Source organism: Baumannia cicadellinicola str. Hc (Homalodisca coagulata), assembly GCF_000013185.1.
In the GTDB taxonomy this organism is placed as follows: Bacteria; Pseudomonadota; Gammaproteobacteria; order Enterobacterales; family Enterobacteriaceae; genus Baumannia; species Baumannia cicadellinicola_E.
The window spans coordinates 1-20,714 of record NC_007984.1; the positions used below are offsets into that span (position 1 = coordinate 1).

At 32.1% G+C, this 20,714-nt stretch carries 14 protein-coding genes; 12 read left to right on the forward strand and 2 right to left on the reverse strand.

Features of this window, described 5'->3' with window-relative positions:
• Window positions 1–181 precede the first annotated feature (181 nt).
• From mqo to glyA, 4 genes are all read left to right on the forward strand, one after another.
• Entirely contained in the window at window positions 182–1,720 is a 1,539-nt protein-coding gene (mqo, locus tag BCI_RS00005) for a malate dehydrogenase (quinone) (protein WP_420021813.1), read from the forward strand.
• A 212-nt stretch (window positions 1,721–1,932) separates the two neighbouring features.
• Entirely contained in the window at window positions 1,933–5,826 is a 3,894-nt protein-coding gene (purL, locus tag BCI_RS00010) for a phosphoribosylformylglycinamidine synthase (RefSeq protein ID WP_011520214.1), read from the forward strand.
• Between the two features lie 26 nt (window positions 5,827–5,852).
• Entirely contained in the window at window positions 5,853–6,356 is a 504-nt protein-coding gene (tadA, locus tag BCI_RS00015) for a tRNA adenosine(34) deaminase TadA (RefSeq protein WP_041574874.1), read from the forward strand.
• Window positions 6,357–6,568: 212 nt separating this feature from the next.
• Window positions 6,569–7,822 (forward strand): serine hydroxymethyltransferase, encoded by a 1,254-nt coding sequence (gene glyA / locus BCI_RS00020; RefSeq protein WP_011520216.1) that lies wholly within the window; start codon window positions 6,569–6,571, stop codon window positions 7,820–7,822.
• 32 nt (window positions 7,823–7,854) lie between these two features.
• Here the strand turns inward: glyA and suhB are convergent, their stop codons facing one another.
• Window positions 7,855–8,661 (reverse strand): inositol-1-monophosphatase, encoded by an 807-nt coding sequence (suhB, locus tag BCI_RS00025; protein WP_011520217.1) that lies wholly within the window; start codon window positions 8,659–8,661, stop codon window positions 7,855–7,857.
• Window positions 8,662–8,963: 302 nt separating this feature from the next.
• On the opposite strand from suhB, the gene BCI_RS00030 reads away from it, so the two are divergent.
• The 7 genes from BCI_RS00030 to pgi all read left to right on the forward strand — a co-directional run bounded on the left by BCI_RS00030 (window position 8,964) and on the right by pgi (window position 17,811).
• Window positions 8,964–10,118, forward strand: a complete 1,155-nt coding sequence (locus tag BCI_RS00030; RefSeq protein ID WP_011520218.1) for an IscS subfamily cysteine desulfurase — start codon at window positions 8,964–8,966, stop codon at window positions 10,116–10,118.
• Between the two features lie 32 nt (window positions 10,119–10,150).
• Entirely contained in the window at window positions 10,151–10,585 is a 435-nt protein-coding gene (gene ndk / locus BCI_RS00035) for a nucleoside-diphosphate kinase (protein ID WP_011520219.1), read from the forward strand.
• Window positions 10,586–10,932: 347 nt separating this feature from the next.
• Window positions 10,933–12,054 (forward strand): flavodoxin-dependent (E)-4-hydroxy-3-methylbut-2-enyl-diphosphate synthase, encoded by a 1,122-nt coding sequence (gene ispG / locus BCI_RS00040; protein ID WP_011520220.1) that lies wholly within the window; start codon window positions 10,933–10,935, stop codon window positions 12,052–12,054.
• 22 nt (window positions 12,055–12,076) lie between these two features.
• Complete coding sequence (gene hisS / locus BCI_RS00045) at window positions 12,077–13,369, forward strand: histidine--tRNA ligase (RefSeq protein WP_011520221.1); 1,293 nt, start codon at window positions 12,077–12,079, stop codon at window positions 13,367–13,369.
• Window positions 13,370–13,439: 70 nt separating this feature from the next.
• The gene (bamB, locus tag BCI_RS00050) at window positions 13,440–14,615 is read left to right on the forward strand and encodes an outer membrane protein assembly factor BamB (RefSeq protein ID WP_011520222.1); all 1,176 of its coding nucleotides are present in this window, start codon (window positions 13,440–13,442) and stop codon (window positions 14,613–14,615) included.
• A gap of 18 nt (window positions 14,616–14,633) precedes the next feature.
• A complete protein-coding gene (gene der, locus BCI_RS00055; protein ID WP_011520223.1) occupies window positions 14,634–16,052 on the forward strand; it encodes a ribosome biogenesis GTPase Der in 1,419 nt (472 codons plus the stop codon).
• A 97-nt stretch (window positions 16,053–16,149) separates the two neighbouring features.
• The gene (pgi, locus tag BCI_RS00060) at window positions 16,150–17,811 is read left to right on the forward strand and encodes a glucose-6-phosphate isomerase (RefSeq protein ID WP_011520224.1); all 1,662 of its coding nucleotides are present in this window, start codon (window positions 16,150–16,152) and stop codon (window positions 17,809–17,811) included.
• Window positions 17,812–18,123: 312 nt separating this feature from the next.
• On the opposite strand, the gene pckA is transcribed toward pgi, so the two are convergent.
• Window positions 18,124–19,740 carry a phosphoenolpyruvate carboxykinase (ATP) gene (gene pckA / locus BCI_RS00065; protein WP_011520225.1) on the reverse strand — a complete coding sequence of 539 codons (1,617 nt, stop codon included), beginning with the start codon at window positions 19,738–19,740 and terminating at the stop codon, window positions 18,124–18,126.
• Between the two features lie 308 nt (window positions 19,741–20,048).
• On the opposite strand from pckA, the gene nudE reads away from it, so the two are divergent.
• Complete coding sequence (gene nudE / locus BCI_RS00070) at window positions 20,049–20,594, forward strand: ADP compounds hydrolase NudE (protein WP_011520226.1); 546 nt, start codon at window positions 20,049–20,051, stop codon at window positions 20,592–20,594.
• Window positions 20,595–20,714 lie beyond the last annotated feature (120 nt).

The following is a 20,714-nucleotide window of genomic DNA, read 5'->3' on the forward strand; positions in this document are numbered from 1 at the left end:
TATAAAGAAGATATTTTAATCTCAATGTTTTAACAAACAACTAATATCAATTAATAATTAACTAATATCTACATATTAAATAGGCTAGTAATATTAGATACTAGCTAAATTATTTTTAGTAGATATCTAGCCATATAGTATATGAAATAAATAATCTAATTATTTTACAGGCTTAAATATGATGATAAAAGCTTTAGTGAAGTCGTCTTGTACCATCAATACTAAAATAGTAGATATAGTATTGATTGGTGGCGGATTGATGAGTGCGACGCTTGGTACTTATCTACAATTGCTTGAACCAAATTGGACTATTCATATGTATGAGAGATTAGAGAATACTGCAGAAGAAAGCTCTAATGGTTGGAATAATGCTGGTACAGGACATGCCGCTTTCTGTGAACTTAATTATACTCCAATACAACAAAATGGTTCAATAGATATATCAAAAGCAATATTAATAAATGAATCTTTTGAAATTTCACGACAGTTTTGGTCATATTTAGTTAAAAATAATTTGTTAACTAATCCACAATCTTTTATTAACAATATGCCACATATAAATTTTGTTTGGGGCGATGAAAATACGCGATTTTTGTACCAACGCTTTAAAGCATTACAGTGTTGTACTATTTTTAACGGCATGGAATATTCTGAAAATCATCAACAAATAAGTGAGTGGGCACCATTAATTATGGCAGGTCGTAATACTTATCAAAAAGTAGCTGCTACACGCATGTTAATGGGTACAGATGTTAATTTCGGTGAATTAACACAGCAACTGCTTAATTCTTTGCAACGTAATCCCCAATTCCACCTTTATATGAAAACTGATGTAGTTGATATTAAGCGTAATAATGATAATACATGGACAATATATACTCTTAATAGTAAAGATAGTTATTCTAATACTGAAGTACGTTCTCGTTATGTTTTTATAGGATGTGGGGGTAGATCACTGCAATTATTACAACAATCAGGACTAAATGAAGCCAATAACTACGCTGGTTTTCCTGTAGGAGGAAAATTTCTTGTTACTAATAATCCTACTATTATAAAAGATCATAATGCAAAAGTATATGGTAAAGCTAAAATTGGAGCGCCACCAATATCCGTTCCACATCTTGATGCTCGTATTTTAAATGGACAAAAGATGTTATTTTTTGGTCCATTTGCTACTTTTAGTAGTAAATTTCTTAAATATGGTTCATATTTAGATTTTTTTCAGTCAATTACTTTTAAAAATATGCTACCTATGTTATATGTAGGTAAAAATAATTTTAATCTAGTTAAATACCTAATTAGTCAACTAATTATGTCAGAAACAGATCGACTAGATGCCTTATGTGAATATTATCCGAAAGCAAGTTTGAAAGATTGGAAAATCATCCAAGCTGGTCAGCGAGTTCAAGTAATACAAAAAGATAAAAAAACAGGTGGCATTCTACAATTTGGTACAAAAGTTATTTACTCACAAGATAGAACATTATCGACATTGCTAGGAGCTTCACCTGGAGCTTCTACTGCAGCATATATCATGCTAGAATTATTAGATGTCATGTTCAAGCAATATATTACTAGTGAATCCTGGCAGCGAAAATTAAAAGAAATTATTCCCTCTTATGGTCAAATTTTAAATGGTAATTTAAGCTTAACTAATCAAATACGTAGTTATACTTGTGAAGTATTAAATCTCAACTATATTAAAGCAATGCCATCCTAAAGTTATATAATTTACTAATTATAAATCAAATTTTTATTGCTGATTAATATAACAAAATCTCTTCATTAAGATTAAATTAAGATTAAAAGTTATTATAACGAATAATATTAATTATTAATGATCATTAAGCTAATATGATATTACTTCCTATTATAGGAAAGCTAACTAATATTCTTCAGCAAATTAGGTTCCCATAAGAGAGAACTTTTATTATGGAAATAATACGTGGTTTTTCAGCTCTATCAGGATTTCGTATTCATCAGCTATTATCCTTATGTAAGAAAAGAAAACTACCAGTTGATAATATTGATACGGAATATATTTATTTTTTAGATCTAACCGAAAAATTAAATATAGATCAGTGTAATAATTTACAAAAACTATTAAAATATAATAATACTACCTCTAGTAGTATAGATACTCAGCAACGACGTTTAATCTTAGTGACACCCCGCTTAGGTATTATTTCTCCTTGGTCTTCAAAAGCAACTGAAATTATCCATAACTGTGGATTACTACAAATAAAACGCATTGAGCGTGGTATTGCTTTTTGGATCAAAACAAAAAAGTTAAATACTATACAATGGAAAAAATTAATTTGTTTATTGCATGACCGTATGATGGAAACAGTATTCGAGAAATTAGAACACGCACAACAATTATTTACACAATATCAACCAGAACCATCTAAAATTATAGACATACTAGGTATGGGTCGTACTGCTTTAGAAAAGGCAAACCAAATATTTGGCCTTGCTTTAACTGAAGAAAACATTAACTATTTATTCGAAACATTTACTCGTCTAGAACGTAATATGAGTGATGTAGAGCTTTATATGTTTGCACAAGCTAATTCTGAACACTGTCGACATAATATTTTTAATGCTACATGGGTAATTGATGGAAAACCGCAAGAAAAGTCTCTTTTAGATATGATTAAAAATACTTTAACGAAGAATCCTGACTTTGTACTATCTGCTTATAAAGATAATGCAGCAGTTATAAAAGGACCTATAGTTAGTCAATTTTTTATGGATGTACAACAAAAAAACTACGATTATCATCAAGAAGCAGCAAACTTAATAATCAAGGTAGAAACCCATAACCATCCTACTGCTATTTCACCTTGGCCAGGAGCTGCCACCGGTATAGGAGGTGAAATACGTGACGAAGGTGCTACCGGTCGAGGTGCTAAACCAAAAGCAGGCTTAGTAGGTTTCTCTGTATCTAACTTGCTTATCCCAGGATTTAAACAGCCATGGGAAAAGTCTTTTGGCCGTCCCAAACACATAGTTAGTGCACTAGAAATTATGAAAGAAGCACCATTAGGTGGTGCTTCTTTTAATAATGAGTTTGGACGACCAGTAATTACCGGTTATTTTCGTACATATGAAGATTTAGTCTGTAGTCATAATGGTATTGAATTACGTGGTTACCATAAACCAATAATGCTAGCAGGAGGAATTGGTAATATACGTGATGTACATGTACAAAAGTGTCAAATCAAATCAAATGCAAAACTAATTGTGCTAGGTGGAGCAGCAATGAATATAGGCTTGGGTGGTAGTACTGCTTCATCTATGACCTATGGTCAGTTAGACTATTATCTTGATTTTGCTTCAGTACAACGTGAGAATCCAGAAATGGAACGGCGATGTCAAGAAGTTATCAATAGCTGCTGTCAACTAGCCGATCAAAATCCTATTTTGTTTATCCATGATGTTGGTGCAGGTGGTCTTGCAAATGCTCTCTTAGAACTAATCAGAGATGGTAAATGCGGCGGCTATTTTCAGTTACGTGATATTCCTAATGATGAGCCTAGGATGAGTCCACTGCAAATATGGTGTAATGAATCACAAGAGCGTTATGTAATAGCAGTAGTTCCAGAGCAATTAGCTATATTCGAAGCTATCTGTCGCCGTGAGCGTGCCCCTTTCGCGGTTATAGGCCAAGCAACAGATATTTTAAACATAATTCTTGATGATAAGTATTTTAATACACGATTAATAGATCTATCTATAGATACTTTACTTGGTAAAGCACCTAGGATGATACGTCATGTTAGTAGCCTAAAAATAAACAACTATACACTAAACCGTAAAAAAATTGTATTGGCAGAAGCTGTAAAGCGAGTATTACATCTTCCTGTAGTTGCTGATAAAACCTTTCTTATTACAATTTGCGATCGTAGTATTACTGGTATGGTAGTACGTGATCAGATGGTAGGGCCATGGCAGGTACCTGTTGCTGATTGTGCTGTGACTGCTGCTAGCTTAGATAGTTATTATGGTGAGGTAATCTCAATAGGAGAACGAGCACCGGTAGCTATGCTAAATTTTACTGCTTCGGCTAGGCTAGCAGTAGGAGAAGCACTAACTAACTTAGCTGGAACTTATATTGGTGATATAAAGCAAGTTAAATTATCTGCTAACTGGATGGCTGCGGCAGGCCATCCAGGTGAAGATGCTAAATTATATGCAGCTGTTAAAAATATTAGTGAAGAACTTTGTCCTACTTTAGGTTTAACTATTCCAGTAGGCAAAGATTCTATGTCTATGAAAACTTGTTGGCACCAGGGTAAGAAATTATATGAAATGATTGCACCATTATCTCTTATTGTTACTGCTGTTGCATCAGTTGAAGATATTCGCTTAACTATTACACCGCAATTACAGGTTAATTGTGAGAATATTTTGTTGTTAATTGATTTAGGCATGGGTTATCAAGCTCTAGGAGCAACTGCTCTAGCTCAAGTTTATAATCAGTTAGGCAATGAAACTGCTGATATCCGTAATATTGAACTATTAGCTTGCTTTTACCGAGGTCTACAGCAATTAGTAGCTCAGGGTAATTTATTAGCATATCATGATCGATCAGATGGAGGTTTACTTGTTACGCTAGCAGAAATGGCTTTTGCTGGTCACTGTAGTATCGATGTAGATATTACAGCACTAGGTAAAGATAAATTAGCAATACTTTTTAACGAAGAGTTAGGTGCAGTTCTTCAAATAGCTCTTACTGATTTAGATATAGTGCTAAATATTTTATCTCAGCAAGGACTTTCTAAATGTTTATATGTATTAGGTACTGCTAAAAGTGGAGAAAATTTTATTATTCGACATGGAAATAACATTTTGTATAGTGAAAGTAGAACTACATTACGTACTTGGTGGTCAGAAACTAGCTGGCAAATGCAACGTTTACGGGATAATCCAGAGAGCGCAGATCAAGAGCATCTTGCCCGACAAGATAAAAATGATCCCGGTATTAACGTTAAACTTAGCTTTAATCTGAATGAAGATATTGCAGCACCTTATATTGCTAAAGGTATCCCACCTAAAGTAGCAATACTACGTGAACAAGGAGTAAACTCTCATATAGAAATGGCAGCAGCATTTCATAGAGCCGGCTTTAATGCTATAGATGTACATATGAGTGATTTAATATTAGGAAATACTAATTTACAGAATTTTCAAATGTTAGTAGCATGTGGTGGTTTTTCATACGGTGATGTACTAGGTTCTGGTGTTGGTTGGGCATACTCTATTCTTTTTAATCAGTTAGTACGTGATGAGTTCGAGGATTTTTTTTACCGTCCGCATACTATCACACTTGGGGTATGTAATGGATGTCAGATGATTTCTCATTTAAGAGAAATTATTCCAGGCGTAGAACTTTGGCCAAATTTTATTCGTAATGAGTCAGAGCGTTTCGAGTCTCGTTTTAGTTTAGTTGAAGTTACACATAGTCCATCTCTTTTATTACAAGAGATGCATGGTTCCCGTTTACCAATTGTAACTTCGCACGGTGAAGGACGAGTAGAAGTAAAAAATCATGAACATTTAATAGCAATAGAACAAATGAAATTAGTAGCATTACGTTATGTTGATAACTATGGTCAAATAGCAAAAAATTATCCTGCTAATCCCAATGGATCACCGAATGGCATCACGGCTATTACTAGCATATGTGGTAGAGTTACACTGATCATGCCGCATCCCGAAAGGGTTTTTCGTACTGTTAGTAACTCTTGGCATCCTGATGACTGGGGAGAAGATAGTCCTTGGATGCGTATGTTTCGTAATGCTCGTAAGCAATTAGGATAATTATAATTTAATTAGATAAAACCAAGATGGTTAATAAAGAAGATAAATTATGGATGCGTAGTGCTTTATCGCTTGCAGCACTTGCTGAAGCTAAAGGTGAAGTACCAGTAGGAGCAATACTAGTTTTAGAAGGTAAAAAAATAGGTGAAGGTTTGAATAGCTCTATTCATTATCATGATCCTACAGCTCATGCTGAAATTTTAGCCCTACGACAGGGAGGAAAAACAATAGGAAATTACCGAATTACTGGTGCTGTTATGTATGTTACTTTAGAACCCTGCTTAATGTGCATAGGAGCTATGATTCACGCACGTATTAGTAGAATAGCTTTTGGGGCAAAAGCTGTCAAAAATAATGAAATGAGTTTATGTTTATCTGTTTTAAGTTCTACACAAATTAACCATAATATAACACTTTGCCCTAATATATTAGCAGAAGCATGTTCACTACAATTAAGTACATTTTTTAAACGTAAACGTAATCAACAAAAAAATGACTATATTAACAATAGAGTTATTAATGCTAATTAGCAACTTTATTGATAATATATTCATAAATAATTGAATTTATTGGTTCAAGAAACAACTATTAACTGTACTCTAAGTAAATAGTATTAATAATTAAGCAATACAAGTTAATAAGTCATATTAAAATACATATCCTCTTTAGTTAAGAGGTAATATAATACATTAATTTACATTATACTAATGTAAATAATTTAAATATCTTATAAGGAGAAAGAATGTTTAAATATGATATTAATATTGCTAATTATGATACTGCTTTATGGAAAGCTATAGAACTAGAAGCTAAACGTCAAGAAGAACACATCGAATTAATTGCATCTGAAAACTATACAAGTCCACGTGTTATGCAAGCACAAGGTTCTATTTTAACTAATAAATATGCTGAAGGTTATTCAGGTAAACGTTACTACGGTGGATGTGTATATGTTGATCAAGTTGAAACATTAGCTATAGACCGCGCTAAAGCATTATTTGAGTGTGATTATGCTAACGTACAACCACATTCTGGCTCACAAGCAAATTTTGCTGTGTACACAGCGTTATTAAAGCCAGGAGATACTATCTTAGGTATGAACTTAGCTCATGGTGGTCATTTAACTCATGGTGCTTCGGTTAATTTTTCTGGAAAAATGTATAATGTGATTTCTTATGGCGTTAATAAGAATGGCTATATCGACTACGAGCAGTTAAATAAACTAGCTACAATGCATAAACCAAAAATGATTATTGGTGGTTTTTCTGCTTATTCTCGTGTGGTTGATTGGGATATCATGCGCCAAGTAGCTGATAGTATTAAAGCATTTTTATTTGTAGACATGGCTCATATTGCCGGTTTAGTAGCGGCTGGTGTTTATCCTAATCCCGTACCTTATGCAGATGTCGTAACTACAACTACCCATAAAACTCTAGCTGGTCCTCGTGGAGGATTAATACTTGCTCAAGGTGGTAGTAAAGAAATGTATAAAAAGCTTGATTCTGCCGTTTTTCCTGGAGCGCAAGGTGGTCCATTAATGCATGTAATAGCGGGAAAAGCAATAGCATTAAAGGAAGCCATGGAGCCAGAGTTCAAGATATATCAACACCAGGTAGTAAAAAATGCTAAAACTATGGTTAATGTATTCTTAAATAGGAATTTTAACGTAGTATCTGGTGGTACAGATAACCATCTTTTTTTACTGGATTTAGTAGATAAAAATATAACAGGCCAAGAAGCTGATGCTGCTTTAAGTTATACAAATATTACAGTTAACAAAAATATTATTCCAAATGATCCGCAAAGTTCATTTGTTACTTCTGGTATTCGCATCGGCACTCCAGCTATTACTCGCCGTGGTTTTAATGAAACTGATGCATATCAGTTAGCGAACTGGATTTGTGACGTACTAGAAAACATTAATAATGAAGTAGTACTTAATGCTACGAAGAAAAAAGTACTAAATATTTGTGCTAGTCATCCAGTTTATTCTTGATCTCATATTAGCTTTATTACAGTTTATTAATTTTAAAATGAATTGATTATGTTACTAAAATGCTCTCGTATTAAAGAGAGCATTGATTTTACTATACGTGGATTACCAGCAATAATATTCCCAGAAAATAGATGATTATTTCCGCCATTGAAGTCAGTAACTAAGCCTCCTGATTCTCTTACGAGTAACTCACCGCTAATTATATTAGACTGTTTTAAACCTATTTCAAACAAACCATCTACTTTCCCTGCCGCAAGATAAGCAAAATCAAGTGCTATTGAGCCTGTACAGCGAAAATCTAAACATTGTAATAATAATTGATTAAGTATTACTATATATTTAGTAGTATTTTGTTTCTTTTGAAAAGGGAAATTAATAGCTAATATAGTACTTTCTAGATCTCTAATCGTACTACTACGTAAACGATAACCATTCATTTGTGCACCATGGCCGCGGATCGCACTAAATAGTTCATTACGCATAGGGTCATATATTACTGCTAATTCAGTACGCTCTTTAATTCGAAGAGCAACAGAAACTGCAATATTAGGAATACGTTTCATGAAATTAGTACTATTATCAATAATATTATTTATCCATTGTATATCTCGATCTATTCCAGATAATTCTCGGTTATTTGCATTAATTACGGCATGCTGAGGATAATACTTATGAATAACTTCAGTAATTAAACGTTCTGCTTCATGGTTTATATAATTAATTATATTTTGATTACTTTGATTGCTTACATCTATAGCATCATTCGTATCAAAATGTTTAGCTAAAAAATCTCCCGCTTTTCGCGCACCGCGAATTGCTATATTCAGCATAGGATGCATATATATCGTCCAACTAACATAGTTTAAATATTACATAATCATGTAAACTACAAGTATAAGATTAATAGCAGGTTGATAAAAGTGATTACTAAAATTTAGTTATGAGATTATCCTATCATATCTGTGTAATAAGACATTATATATATAAACGTACTAAGAAATAGAATTTAATATTTGTTCTATAAATATTTTTATTGAAACTAGTCATTCTTAATGAAGAAAATATTTAGTTAAACTTTAAATAAATATTAATATAATGTCTGAAAAACATCATGATAGTTTCTTTTTGGAGTTCATGAATTATGAAATTACCGGTCTATCTAGACTATGCAGCTACTACTCCGGTTGACCCAAGAGTTGCTAATAAGATGATGCAATATCTAACTATGGACGGTATTTTTGGTAATCCTGCTTCTCGCTCCCATCGCTATGGTTGGTTAGCTGAAGAAGCTGTAGATGTAGCACGTCATGAAATTGCCGATCTAATCGGAGCTGATATTCGTGAGATAATTTTTACTTCTGGTGCTACTGAATCAGATAATTTAGCAATTAAAGGAGCAGTGCAAGCTAACAAACAAAAAGGTAATCATATCGTTACAAGCTTAACTGAACATAAAGCTGTACTAGATACCTGTAAGTATTTAGAACAAAATGGATATAACGTAACCTGGTTGTCGCCACAGAAAAATGGTGTAATTTCAATACAACAGCTTAATAATGCACTACGAGATGACACTATTCTTGTATCTCTAATGCATGTTAATAATGAAATTGGCATTATTCATAATATTACTAAATTTGGTCAAATATGCCAACGTAACAATATTTTATTTCATGTAGATGCTACTCAAAGTATAGGTAAATTACCTATTGATCTCAACGTACTTCCAGTAGATTTAATGTCATTTAGTAGTCATAAAATATATGGTCCTAAGGGAATTGGCGGTTTGTATGTTAGTCGCAAACAGAGAGTATCAATTACCGCACAAATTCATGGTGGAGGTCATGAACGTGGAATGCGTTCAGGCACTTTACCTGTACATCAGATTGTTGGTATGGGCGAAGCTTATCGCATAGCAAAAGAAGAAATGGGAGCAGAAATGTTCCGTATCCGAAAATTACGTGATCGCTTATGGCAAGGTTTACAGCATATCAAAGGTATTTCAGTTAATGGAGATTTAATACATAGTGTTGCTACAATACTTAATATAAGTATTGACAATGTAGATAATGAATTACTCATGATGGTTTTAAATAACCTAGCAGTTTCATCAGGATCGGCGTGTAACTATTCTAATTTTGAATCTTCCTATGTGTTACGGGCTTTAGGTTTAAACGATAATATGGCCCGTAGTTCAATACGTTTTTCGCTAGGACGTTTCACTACAAAAGAAGAAATAGATTATGCTATTAAACAGACTCAGCTTGCTATCGCACGTCAGCGTATAGTCTTATAAAATAGTTTAACTTTCAATAAAGGATAAACAGTATGACTATCGAACGTACACTGTCTATTATTAAACCTAATGCTATTAAGAATAATGCATTAGGTACGATAATTCATCGTTTTATAAGTGCTAACTTTAATATCATAGGCATGAAAATGCTACATCTTACTAAAGCTCAGGCTAAAGGTTTTTATACTGAGCATCAACATAAATCGTTCTTTAATGATTTAATTAATTTTATGATTTCTGGTCCTATTGTAGTATTAGTACTAGAAAGTCCAGATGCTATACGTCGGAATCGCGATATAATAGGAGCTACTAATCCAGTAGATGCCATAGCTGGAACTTTACGAGCCGACTATGCTGATAGCTTGATAGAAAATGCAGTACATGGTTCTGATTCATTAACAGCTGCTATGAGGGAAATAAATTATTTCTTCTTAGCAGGTGAGGTTTACGGAAGTATGTATCAATAAGCTAAATAAATTGTTCTTATATTTATATGCTAGTATATATAAATTAAAAATTTTATATATATAGAATATCTTTTTAAGAAGAACCTTCTCGTATTATTGTTAGTTAATTGCTATTAATGTAGACAATGATATTGAGAATATTGTATCTCTTTTTAGTATAAATATTTTATTATAATAAAATATTTAATTTTAATTTGATTCAAGATAATTATATATTATAAATTTTACCAAATTGATTAGCATAAATTAATTTAGTGTTACTATTTAATAATCGCTTATAATAACCGTACTATTTTAGTATTAACATGGTATAAATTTTATTTAGGTAAGTATTGAGTAAAGAAGTCATGCAGAATTTAGTTTCTAATCGTCGTAAATCCAAACGTATTTATGTTGGCAATGTACCAATAGGTGATGGTGCACCTATTGCGGTGCAATCTATGACTAATACTCAAACTACTAACGTTATTGCTACAGTTAATCAGATTAAAGCTTTAGAGCGTCTGGGCGCCGATATTGTGCGTGTATCTGTACCTACTTTACATGCAGCTGAACAATTTAAACTTATCAAAGAACAAGTTGATGTTCCTTTAGTTGCTGATATTCATTTTGATTATCGTATCGCATTAAAAGTAGCTAAGTATGGTGTAAATTGTCTACGTATTAATCCTGGAAATATTGGTAATAAGAAACGCATTAGATCAGTGGTTGATTGTGCTCGTGATCATCATATCCCTATTAGGATTGGAATTAATGCCGGTTCTTTAGAAAAAGATTTACAAAATAAATATAGTAAACCTACTCCTGAAGTATTATTAGAATCAGCTTTACGTCAGATAGATATTCTAGATAGGCTAAATTTTGATCAATTCAAAGTTAGTGTAAAAGCTTCTGATGTATTATTAGCTGTTAGATCTTACCGTTTACTTGCATCACAAATTGATCAACCGTTACATATTGGTATTACTGAAGCTGGTGGTGCTCGTAGCGGTGCTGTTAAATCAGCTATAGGAATAGGTTTATTACTAAGCGAAGGTATCGGTGATACTTTACGTGTTTCTTTAGCTTCTGATCCAATAGAAGAAGTAAAAGTAGCATTTGATATCCTAAAATCCCTACGTATCCGTACACGAGGTATTAATTTTATAGCATGTCCTACCTGTTCTCGTCAGGAATTTGATGTAATTGGCACAGTCAAAGAATTAGAACAACGATTAGAAGATATTGTTACACCAATGGATATCTCTATTATCGGTTGTATAGTAAATGGTCTAGGTGAAGCACTAATGTCCAATATTGGTGTTACTGGTGGACCTCGTAACAGTAGTTTTTACGAAGATGGTATTCGACAACATCACCGCTTCGATAATAAATTTATTATTGATCAGCTTGAAGCTCGTATTCGAGCTAAAGCTATGATGCTGGAAGAGAACAATAAAATAACAGTAATTAATTTACCGAAAAAATAACATAGGAATTAACATATTTAATATGGTAAAAAGAATACAGTCAATTCGTGGCATGAAAGATTATTTGCCTAAAGAGATGGTATTCTTGCAATACCTTGAAAACTTATTAAAACAAGTACTAGTAAGTTATGGTTACAGTGAAATCCGCTTACCTATTGTCGAGCAAACTCTATTATTTAAACGTGCTATAGGTGAAATCACTGATGTTGTCGAAAAAGAAATGTATAGTTTTGAAGATCTTAATGGTGATCACTTAACATTACGTCCAGAAGGTACAGCCGGTTGTGTACGAGCAGGTATAGAACATAGTCTATTCCATCAAAAGTTAGAACAACGCTGGTGGTATATTGGCCCAATGTTTCGCCATGAACGACCGCAAAAAGGAAGGTACCGTCAGTTTTATCAGTTAGGTGCTGAAGTTTTTGGTCAACATGGTCCTGATATAGATGCTGAGCTAATCATGTTAACTGCCAGATGGTGGAAAGTATTAGGTATTAGCGAATATGTTACACTTGAATTAAATTCAATTGGATCTGTAGATACCCGCAATCGTTATTGTAAAGCATTAGTTACATTTTTAGTACAACATGAAAGGTATCTAAATAATATTTATCGACGTAGTATATATACTAATCCAATGCGGATTCTTGATACAAAAAATATACAAATCCAGGAATTACTAAATGATGCACCAGTTATAGCCGAATATCTTGACGATAATGCTCATAAACACTTTTCTAGTATATGTAAGCTATTAGATTTGACTGGAATTAACTATAAAATTAATACTCGTTTAGTCCGTGGTCTAGATTATTATAACTATACTGTATTTGAATGGACAACGAAACATTTAGGTTCTCAAGGAACAATTTGTGCAGGAGGTCGTTACGATCTTTTAGTAGAACAACTTGGTGGAAAAGCAACACCAGCTATTGGAGCTGCTATAGGACTTGATCGTTTAGTATTATTAGTACAAAGATTAAAACCTAGTTTATCTCTAATAACATTACCGATAGATATTTATATAGTAGCCGTTGGTGATGCTACACAAAGTAGAGCAATGCTTTTAGCTGAAAAAATACATGATGCTATACCATCATTACGTATAGTTACTAACTACGGAGGTGGTAATTTTAAGAAACAATTTAGCAGAGCTAATAAGTATAGTGCTAGTTTAACCTTAATTATTGGTGAAAACGAAATAGTTACACAGCAAGTAACTATAAAAGATCTATCAACTGGTAAACAGAAAACATTAGCACAGAATGAGATAATAGCATATCTTTATTCCTTCTTTTTTAAGAAGAAAGATTAACATCTATAATATTTTATTTATTAATGTTAATATTTATTAATAGTAACTAAATTATCATATTCCATACTAAATGTCATTAGATAAAATCATATTTACGGGATTATTATCTATAATGCTATTAAATGGGTGTGTATTATTTAATAATAAAAGCTTTATTATTAATCATGAATTCCAACTTATAGAAATATGGAATTATACGGTTGGAAATAGTACTCAACAATATTATTCTGCCTTACATCCTGTTTGTCAGGATACCTATATATTTGTAGCTAATCGTAACGGTATTGTAAAAGCATTAGCTATTAATACCGGTCAAGAAATTTGGTCAGTTAACCTATCAAGAAGAAAGTCTTGTTTATTACCAGGTGATAATCTAGTGTTATTATCAGGTGGTATTACAGTTATGAGAAATCGCATATACATTGGTAGCGAAAAAGCAAAAGTTTATGCTTTAAAAACAGAAGATGGTAGCTTACTTTGGGAAACTACTGTATCAGGAGAAGTACTATCGACTCCAGTTGTTAGTAATAATATGGTAATAGTATATACTAGTAATAGTGTAATACAAGCTCTAAATGAATCTGATGGTATAGTTAAATGGACTATTCATTTGAATAGATTACCAAAATTAACTTTGAGAGGTCAATCATCTCCTGCTATTGCTTTTGGCACTGCTATTATAGGTGATAATTATGGTCAAGTTCATGCAATACTAATAGACCAAGGACAGCTGATTTGGCAAAAAGCTATTTATTCTAATAAAATTAACTCTGAAATGTGCTTCAGAGATATTCAAGCCTCTCCGGTAGTAGAGGATAATATATTATATGCTGTTGCCTATAATGGTAATCTTGTAGCAATAAATTTATTATCAAGCAATATTATTTGGTTACGAGCAATTGGTTCATTAAATGATTTTTTAGTAAAACATGGTACTATTTATATAGTAGATCAAGATGATCGAGTAATAGCGGTAGATGCGATTAATGGTTCTACTTTATGGAGCCAAAATCAATTATTGCACCGTAAACTTACGTCTCCCATATTGTATAATGGATATATTGTTATCGGTGACTCACAAGGATATCTACATTGGGTAAATGTAGCAGATGGTTCTCTAAAAGCTAAAATAAAAATAGATAACTCCGGTTTGCGAACTAAACCTATTTTGGGCGGGGACAAGTTAATTATCCAAGCTCAAAATGGTAAATTATATGCTTTTTCCACAATTCATAAACATTTTTAAAAAATAAGGACTATAATTATGATACCTATTATTGCGTTGGTTGGGCGTCCTAATGTAGGTAAATCTACTTTATTTAATAAATTAACGCACACAAATGACGCAATAGTAGCAGATTATTCGGGTTTGACACGCGATCGAAAATATGGTCATGCTAAATGGAAAAATTACAATTTTATAGTTATTGATACCGGTGGTATTGGTATTTCTAAAAAAGGGTTAGCAATTCATATTATAAAACAATCACTGTTAGCTATAAAAGAAGCAGATGTTATATTCTTTGTTGTAGATGCTATTACTGGTCTAATGATAGAAGATCAAAGTATAGCAAAATATTTACGTAAGTTACAAAAACCTACGTTTATTATTATCAATAAAATTGATGGTATAGATATTACCCAAGTAAAATTACAATTTTACGCTATTAACATAGGTCAAATATTCCCTATTGCGGCCTTACAGGGAAGAGGGATTAATATACTATTAAAAGCTGTTTTCTTATCACTAATACAAAATAATATTCCTCTAACTAATAATAGTTTTACTGAAAGTACCAAATACATAGATCAGCTATTAATGCCAATTAAACTTGCCATTGTTGGCAGTTCTAATGTAGGTAAATCAACATTAGCTAACAGTTTCTTAGGCGAAGAGCGTGTAGTAGTATTTGATATGCCAGGAACTACTCGCGATAGTACTTATATTCCAATGATACGAGCCGAACGTGAATACGTGTTAATCGATACAGCTGGATTACGTAAAAGGAGTAAAATAACCGATATAGCAGAGAAATTATCGACAGTAAAAACGCTACAATCTATAGAAGAATCTAATGTAGTCTTACTAGTTTTGGATGCCCATAAAGGTATTTCCGATCAGGACTTATCTTTACTTAGTTTGATTATTGATAGTGGTCGTGCATTCGTAATAGTTGTTAATAAATGGGATAATTTATCTATAGAAAGACGTAATAGCATAAAAGATACCCTAGCTTATCGATTAAGTTTTATTAATTTTGCACGAATACACTTTATCTCAGCACTATATGGAACAAATATTGATCAAATATTTCAGTCAGTAAATGAAGCCTATCATTGCTCAACTAAGCGCATTAGTACTGCACTATTAACTAAAATTTTGCACATAGCCATAAAAGAACATCAACCACCCATTATTAGTGGCTACCGAGTAAAACTAAAGTATGCCCATTATGGAGGATATAACCCACCCATAGTAGTTATTCATGGTAATAAAGCAACAGAATTACCTGTCTCATATAAGCGTTATCTCAGTAATTTTTTTCGACATTCATTACAAATTATGGGCACTCCTATTCGTATTCAGTTTAATGAACCAGCTAATCCATTTATTCATCATAAGTCAATACCAAATAAATTACGTAAACTTTTATTGAGCAAAAGAAATATCAAAATCAAATAAATTTTGCTAAAATCATGTTTCCAATTTGGTCCGGTCTGTTATAAATGCTAAATGCGATTTAGGCCTTATATATACTTTGATAGAATAAGATATTAACATGAAAAATATTAATCCAATTAATACGAATGCGTGGAACAGTTTACAACAACATTTTAATAACATAAAAGAAGTAAAAATAAGAGATCTATTTTTGCTAGATTCCCAACGGTTCGATAATTTTTCTGCTATTTTTGATAACCAGATATTATTAGATTACTCGAAAAATCGTATTACTACCGAGACACTATATTTATTATTTGCTTTAGCTAAAGAATGTGATCTACCTAATGCAATAGCTGCTATGTTTAGTGGTCAGAAAATTAACCGCACTGAGGATCGTGCAGTATTACATATTGCATTACGTAATCGTAGTAATAAAATTATTGCTATAGATAGTCAAGATATAATGCCAGAAGTAAATGCAGTACTATCGAAAATGAGGCAATTTTGTAATCAGATAATTAGTGGTCAATGGAAAGGTTATACTGGTAAACCTATTACTAATATAGTAAATATTGGAATTGGTGGTTCTGATCTTGGACCATATATGGTAACTGAAGCATTACGACCCTATAAGAACCATCTTAATATGCATTTTGTATCTAATGTCGATGGTACGCATATCACAGAAAAATTTAAGTATTTAGATCCAGAAACAACTTTATTTTTGATTGCATCTAAAACTTTTACTACTCAGGAGACTATGACAAATGCTCATAGTGCACGTAATTGGTTTTTGAAAACAGCAGTAAATGAGCAATATATTGCTCAACATTTTGTTGCTATCTCAACTAATGCTAACGATGTAGTAAAATTTGGTATAAATATTAACAATATGTTTCAATTCTGGGATTGGGTAGGTGGTCGTTATTCTTTATGGTCTGCTATTGGTCTGTCGATTGCGTTATCACTAGGTTTCGAAAATTTCGAGCTATTACTTGAAGGTGCACACGCAATGGACTGTCATTTTACTGAAACTCAGTTAGAACATAATTTACCAGTTATATTAGCACTAATTAATATCTGGTATAATAATTTTTTTGGCTTCGAAACAGAAGCTATCATACCGTATGATCAATATATGCACCGTTTTGCCGCTTATTTGCAGCAATGTCATATGGAATCAAATGGTAAATCTATAGATAGGAATGGTAATATTATTAACTATCAAACAGGATCAATTATCTGGGGTGAGCCTGGTACAAATAGCCAACATTCTTTTTACCAATTACTTCACCAAGGAACCAAAATAGTACCTTGTGATTTTATTGTACCAGCAATAAGTCACAATCCATTAGGAGATCATCATCTTAAGTTATTAGCCAATTGTTTCGCTCAGACTGAAGCATTAGCTTTTGGTAAATCATGTCAGTTTATAGAAGAAAAATTTATAATGGGTACAACATCAGAACAAAAACTATCTATTATACCATTCAAGGTATGTGGGGGTAATCGTCCAACTAATTCTATTTTAGTAAAACAAATAACTCCTTATAATCTTGGAGCACTAATTTCATTATATGAGCATAAGATTTTTACACAAAGTGTGATACTGAATATTTATGCTTTTGACCAGTGGGGCGTAGAATTAGGAAAAACACAAGCTAATTCTGTTCTATCAGAATTAGCAACAGATAATATAGTTACATGCCATAATAGTTCTACTAATGGATTAATTAACTATTATAAATCCTGGCGCTATAAAACAGATGATAAATAGTTAAACTTAAATAAATTAACTAATCATTAATAAGTAATAGTTATTAATCTAATATCTCTTTTAGAAAGAGATAATGTTAACTATAAGTTAATTATCTTAATGATTACAATGATTACTAAGATAATTATGTTTTTTTCTAAAAAAAGATTATTATTGACATATAACTTTATAATTTATGCTCTGAAAAATTTAAGAATTTCTCAGTAATTTTTATAAAATCTACCTATTCTAAGATAATAGAATTATTAGTATTTAAACACTAATATACTCCAAACAAAAAATTTAGATCATATATCTATGGCATGGAATAATTTAAAGCTGTGGTCCAGCATTATGTAATTTCTTACATGTTAATGGAAGAGTAAATTTATTAAAATTTTTAATAAAAAGCTGAGCTAAAGAACGAGCTTTGTTCTGCCATTCAGAGCTATTAATATAAGAAGTACGTGGATCAAGAATATTACTATCAACACCAATTAATATTTGAGGAATACTAAGGTTAAAAATAGGTAGTTTGATTGTCGGCGTATCTTGAATTTGTTTGTTTAAGATAGCATTAATAATTGCCTTAGTATCCTTAAGAGCAATCCTACTGCCATTACCATTCCAACCAGTATTAACTAAATATGCGTTTGTACCAGCTATATTCATTCTTTTCGCTAGTAATGCTGCATATACTGTAGGATGTAATGCTAAAAATGCAGCTCCAAAACAAGCAGAGAAAGTAGGTACAGGGGATATAATACCACGTTCAGTACCGGATAATTTTGCAGAAAAACCTGACAAAAAGTAATATTGAGCCTGCTCATTTGTCAAGGTGGCTACTGGTGGTAAAACACCGAATGCATCAGCAGTAAGAAAAATGATTGTTGACGCATGGCTAGCACATGAGACAGGTTGTACTCTATTTTTAATATGATTAAGAGGATACGATACACGTGCATTATCGGTTTTACTATTATCATGATAATTTACCGAACCATCTGCACGTACCATAACATTTTCTAGCAGAGCATTACATCTAATCGCTTGAAAAATCTCTGGTTCTAATTCTGGCTTGAGATTAATAGTTTTCGCATAACATCCACCTTCTAAATTAAAAATACCATCATTGTCCCAACCATGTTCATCGTCACCAATCAGGGCTCTGTTAGTATCATGAGATAAAGTAGTTTTTCCTGTACCTGATAGTCCAAAAAAAAGAGCAACATCTTTATTTATACCAACATTTGCTGAACAGTGCATTGATGCTATACCTTTTAGTGGTAAGTGATAGTTCATTACTGTGAATAAGCCTTTTTTCATTTCACCTCCGTACCAAGTACCAGCTATTAGCTGCATACCTTCAGTTAAATTTAAAGCAATAAAATTTTCTGAATGCATATTTTGTTCGCGCCAATTTGGATTGGTACATTTGGCTCCATTGAGTACTATAAATTCTGGTTCAAAAGAAATTAGATCTATCGCATCTGGTTGGATAAACATATTTTTTACAAAATGAGCTTGCCAAGCAACTTCTGTCACAAAGCGGACTCGTAATCGGCTATTTTTTTTTGCCCCACAATATACGTCAATGATGAACAAACGTTTATAACTAAGTTGTTTGCTAACTAATTTTTTGAGATATTGCCAGGTTATTTGACTAATAGGTTGATTATTACTTGTTTTATCTTGATCTGACCACCATAGTTGATGATGAGTATCATTATCACATACTATATACTTATCTAAAGGAGAGCGACCAGTAAAAATACCGGTATTGACTGCTATTGCACCTGAATTGGTAATAGTACCACGTTCAAGATTAGTTAAATTATGGTTTGTTTCTTCACGAACTAACTGTTCAAAACTAGGATTATATATTAGTTCACAGCAATCAGTGATACCATAGTGTATTAACTGTTGTCTAATTATATTATTACTAAGCATATTGAAACATCATCTTGATTATTTATTGTTAAATGATTAAATATTCAGTTTTATTTTAATTAAGATAACTATCTTAAGATAGCTAATTTAAGATACAGTAGATATGAATAAGTATTACAACAAATTATATTTATTACTTTGATCATATATTACATAAAGATATTATCCATATTTTTTATGCTAACTGAATACTTTTATTAGTAACCGTATTTATATTAAATACTAATAACTTAGATCTTCATTTTTTCTTTAAGCATAGTATATAAGTATAAGCTAAGTAATAATATGCATTATTTACGGAATAATTTATGGATAAGATATTACAAAAACCTACAATTTATCATGTAGAGACTATTGCTCAGTCTCGTCTATTTACTATTGAATCAGTTAATTTAAAGTTTCGTAATGGCATGTATAAAGCATATGAACGAATACGGCCATCCAATCATGAATCAGTAATGATAGTACCTATTATTGATGATAACTTACTGCTTATTCGTGAATATAATGTTGGTATTGAAGACTATGAACTTAGCTTTCCAAAAGGCCTCATTGAGGCCGGAGAAGAAATTATGGAAGCAGCTAATCGTGAATTAATGGAAGAAGTTGGTTATGGTGCACATACTTTTACTTTGCTTCATAGGCTAACGATAGCACCTTCCTATTTATCCAATACTATGAATATAGTAGTAGCACAAAAGCTTTATCCACACAAAAAAATAGGCGATGAACCAGAAAAGTTATCATTAGTTCGTTGGCCAGTTACACAAATGTTAGCATTACTAAATGAAATTGATTTCTGTGAAGCACGTAATATAAGTGCGTTGTTTCTTACCCACTCTTGGTTAGAATAACTTGCATATAACTGATATATATAATAAATATTGGTCTAGTAAATATATTTATGAAAGAGCAATCTAGTAGTTAATCTATCTATGATTTATAATGAACTTAGTATATTTACTAGGGTATAT

Bases quoted from the DNA above. Each gene is read 5' to 3' on its own strand.
- ispG (WP_011520220.1), top strand. From the start codon at position 10,933: ATGCAGAATTTAGTTTCTAATCGTCGTAAATCCAAACGTATTTATGTT.
- pckA (WP_011520225.1), bottom strand. From the start codon at position 19,740: ATGCTTAGTAATAATATAATTAGACAACAGTTAATACACTATGGTATC.
- der (WP_011520223.1), top strand. From the start codon at position 14,634: ATGATACCTATTATTGCGTTGGTTGGGCGTCCTAATGTAGGTAAATCT.
- suhB (WP_011520217.1), bottom strand. From the start codon at position 8,661: ATGCATCCTATGCTGAATATAGCAATTCGCGGTGCGCGAAAAGCGGGA.
- BCI_RS00030 (WP_011520218.1), top strand. From the start codon at position 8,964: ATGAAATTACCGGTCTATCTAGACTATGCAGCTACTACTCCGGTTGAC.
- hisS (WP_011520221.1), top strand. From the start codon at position 12,077: ATGGTAAAAAGAATACAGTCAATTCGTGGCATGAAAGATTATTTGCCT.
- mqo (WP_420021813.1), top strand. From the start codon at position 182: ATGATAAAAGCTTTAGTGAAGTCGTCTTGTACCATCAATACTAAAATA.
- tadA (WP_041574874.1), top strand. From the start codon at position 5,853: ATGGTTAATAAAGAAGATAAATTATGGATGCGTAGTGCTTTATCGCTT.
- ndk (WP_011520219.1), top strand. From the start codon at position 10,151: ATGACTATCGAACGTACACTGTCTATTATTAAACCTAATGCTATTAAG.
- nudE (WP_011520226.1), top strand. From the start codon at position 20,049: ATGGATAAGATATTACAAAAACCTACAATTTATCATGTAGAGACTATT.
- glyA (WP_011520216.1), top strand. From the start codon at position 6,569: ATGTTTAAATATGATATTAATATTGCTAATTATGATACTGCTTTATGG.
- bamB (WP_011520222.1), top strand. From the start codon at position 13,440: ATGTCATTAGATAAAATCATATTTACGGGATTATTATCTATAATGCTA.
- pgi (WP_011520224.1), top strand. From the start codon at position 16,150: ATGAAAAATATTAATCCAATTAATACGAATGCGTGGAACAGTTTACAA.
- purL (WP_011520214.1), top strand. From the start codon at position 1,933: ATGGAAATAATACGTGGTTTTTCAGCTCTATCAGGATTTCGTATTCAT.